3 protein-coding genes are annotated in these 2,562 nt (G+C 62.9%); 2 read left to right on the top strand and 1 reads right to left on the bottom strand.

Annotated elements, in window-relative coordinates; genetic code table 11:
- Window positions 1-94: 94 nt before the first annotated feature.
- Window positions 95-1,015 (bottom strand): ArsR/SmtB family transcription factor, encoded by a 921-nt coding sequence (locus ACIRJP_RS42345; protein WP_404186543.1) that lies wholly within the window; start codon window positions 1,013-1,015, stop codon window positions 95-97.
- 328 nt (window positions 1,016-1,343) lie between these two features.
- Here ACIRJP_RS42345 and ACIRJP_RS42340 point away from each other — a divergent pair, with 328 nt between their 5' ends.
- Window positions 1,344-1,826 carry a hypothetical protein gene (locus ACIRJP_RS42340; protein WP_404186541.1) on the top strand — a complete coding sequence of 161 codons (483 nt, stop codon included), beginning with the start codon at window positions 1,344-1,346 and terminating at the stop codon, window positions 1,824-1,826.
- Window positions 1,827-2,078: 252 nt separating this feature from the next.
- Entirely contained in the window at window positions 2,079-2,471 is a 393-nt protein-coding gene (locus tag ACIRJP_RS42335) for a hypothetical protein (RefSeq protein ID WP_404186539.1), read from the top strand.
- Window positions 2,472-2,562 lie beyond the last annotated feature (91 nt).

The raw sequence follows: 2,562 nt of genomic DNA, 5'->3' as shown, positions 1-2,562 counted from the left end.
CTCGACAGCTGTATCGGTCATCGGAACCACCCGAGCATGCCCGTTGACCATGCTGCCGCACCGGGAAACTCCAAGATCCCCGACAGAGTCAAGCTTAGGTCGCGGTCGAGATGAGGTTCTTCCCCAAGGTTGTGGCGGTGTGTCGCACCATGTTGCCGTGTCGAAGGCTGGTGACCAGGCCGGCGGCTCGCAGTGCGGCGACGTGTTCCGAAGCCGAGGCGGGAGAGATGGCAAGGCACTCAGCGAGTTGCTTGGTGTTATGGCCGACAGGAGATGCTAGGGCTTCCAGGACGGCCGCGCGGGTTCGGCCCAACAGTGCCGCCAGGGCCGTCGATGCACGTGGCCGGGCATCCGCTGGTGCGGTGACGAGGTTGTCGCTCTGTTGATTCCAAGCGGGCGCGTATACGAGCACGGGGGTGCCCACCTCGTTGAGCAGTGCGCGGGGACGCGAGCCGCAGAAGATGTGGGCGGACAGGAGAAGTCCTCGCCCCTCCAGGTGGAAGTCGACCTGGCCTTGTCCGGCGAAGCCGGCAAGCTCCAGCACGGGCTCCTCCCAGCGCACCTGCGGGTGCAGGCCGGCCAGCACCGCGCCAACGCCGAGGCGTGCCATGGTGTGCACGCGCCAGGCATGGTCTGCGTCCAGTACGGCCCGCATGCGGTCGACGTATGGAGATACCGCGACGTCGTAGTAGTCCGCCAGGGTGTCGGTCACCGCGTCCAGTGCCTCGCGGTCCCCGTCGGCCAGCGGCTGTGTCCAGGCAGGCAGGCGGTGGTGGCTCGACAGACGGCTCAATTCGGCCGCCAGACGCCTGCGTGGTGTGGCTCGTATCGCGTCGAACGCCCCCGTGGTGGGGGATGCGTGGTCAGGGCCTGGGGTGAGGAAGTCCGGAGCCCAGCCGGAGGCCGGTACCAGGGAGCCGAGCAGTGACGCCCGTGCGGGCAGTTGCTTTCCGGCGAGGTGCCGCCACGCGGAGAACCGTGAGCCCGAGCCGCGACGGAGCGCTTGCAGACTCATCACAGCCTCGCTCACCGGCAGTGAGCTGTTGTGGCCGAGCGTCACCCGTGCCAGATCTTTCGAAGTGAAGTGGATTCGTAACATAAAGCCCCCGATGTCCGCATTCTTGGGTGTAGCACGTGTTGACCAGGGACATTCGGCTACAGCCGACGGTCTTTGTCGAGATCATGCTCGGCCATAGACGATGTGACCGAGCCGAAGTTGCTCTGTACAGCAGCCGGTCCGGCCAGAATGGCGCGGGCGGAGCCCGGTGGCTGATGCTGACCGGTTCTGCTTGTCGTGTTGCCAGGCGTGCAGTCTCTCTTTGGCTCTCGAATAGGAGGAATCCATGAGGGATAAGGTGGCCATAGGTCACATGTCACAGAAAATCCGCTTTGCCGTTATTGGTGGAGCAATGGGAATTTCCGCCATGCTCATGAGTGCTGGCCCCGCGTCTGCGGCAGTCATCGTTCCCGACTACACCGCGACTGGCACCTACGGAGACGTAGTCGGCGCATACGGCAGAGGTACCTACGCAGTGGGGTATGTCAACAACGTCGAGTCCGTCTTGACGACTATCGCAATCACGGACACCGCCACGGACAGCCACGGAGCCCGCCTCTATGTCCGTTTCGGATTAGCAACCGGAGGCTCGTCACAGCCTTCCAGCGTGAGCGCTTCAGGCAAGGGTGACTACCAGACCAAGGCCATCAGTTTTCCTCGGATCAACATCAGTAACGGCGAAGACGCCATCCAGGTCAAGGAGTGTTTGACCGAAGCCGGAGGGGACTACAGTTGCGGCTCCTGGAGCAACGCCATCTGGCTCAACTAGCCCCCTGACCCTGGGAGCCCGTGCTCACCTGTCTGAGCGCACGGCCGCACCGCTTGACCGCATCACTATGAAGCCAGCCCTGACCGTGGACAACATACGAGGGGCGGTCACGTATCGCCCCGCGAAGGCGGCCTCCCCAACGATGGCTGACGTGTCTCCGTCAATGTCTGGATCCCGCTGACGTGTCGGAGTGGCTGATCCCATCCCGGGAGGGGGCTAAAGCGGTCGAAGGCGGCCTCTCTCTCCGCCTTAATGGTGTACAAGTCCGAAAATGTGCAGCACCGTGAAGATGGCAAACAATCGGCTGTTCTAGGGGGAAACATGAGTTTTTATAGGAAGTTGGCCGCTCTATCCGTCACGGTGGCGGCGATTGGTAGTGCGCTCGCCGTTTCGGCTCCTGTCGCTGCTGCCGCTCCGGCACCGGGCGTGCTGGCTGAGGCACCCGGTTGCGTCTATCGCTACTGGGACAATGACCCGTCCGGTTTCGCCGTCGTCATTGAGAACAACTGCAGCTACACCGTGAGGGTGCAGGTCATCGTCGACTGGGGCACCGACAGCCCGTGCTGGTCTCTTGCACCGGGAGCAGACAAGTACTGGTTCAAGGAAACGATCACGGGACAGTACAGCTACTTGGCGACGTGCTAACCTGCGCGTTTCGCTTGGGCTTTGGTCCGGATCATGAGCGGTAACGCGAAAGTGCCTTCTGAGCTGGGACGATGAACCTTGTCGAGGGGTT

This window comes from Streptomyces sp. NPDC102437, assembly GCF_044765565.1.
Classification (GTDB): Bacteria; Actinomycetota; Actinomycetes; order Streptomycetales; family Streptomycetaceae; genus Streptomyces.
This window is presented reverse-complemented; position numbering and strand designations above follow the sequence as displayed.

Coding starts and splice junctions, on each gene's coding strand:
- ACIRJP_RS42345 (WP_404186543.1), bottom strand. CDS start 1,015: ATGAGTCTGCAAGCGCTCCGTCGCGGCTCGGGCTCACGGTTCTCCGCG.
- ACIRJP_RS42340 (WP_404186541.1), top strand. CDS start 1,344: ATGAGGGATAAGGTGGCCATAGGTCACATGTCACAGAAAATCCGCTTT.
- ACIRJP_RS42335 (WP_404186539.1), top strand. CDS start 2,079: ATGGTGTACAAGTCCGAAAATGTGCAGCACCGTGAAGATGGCAAACAA.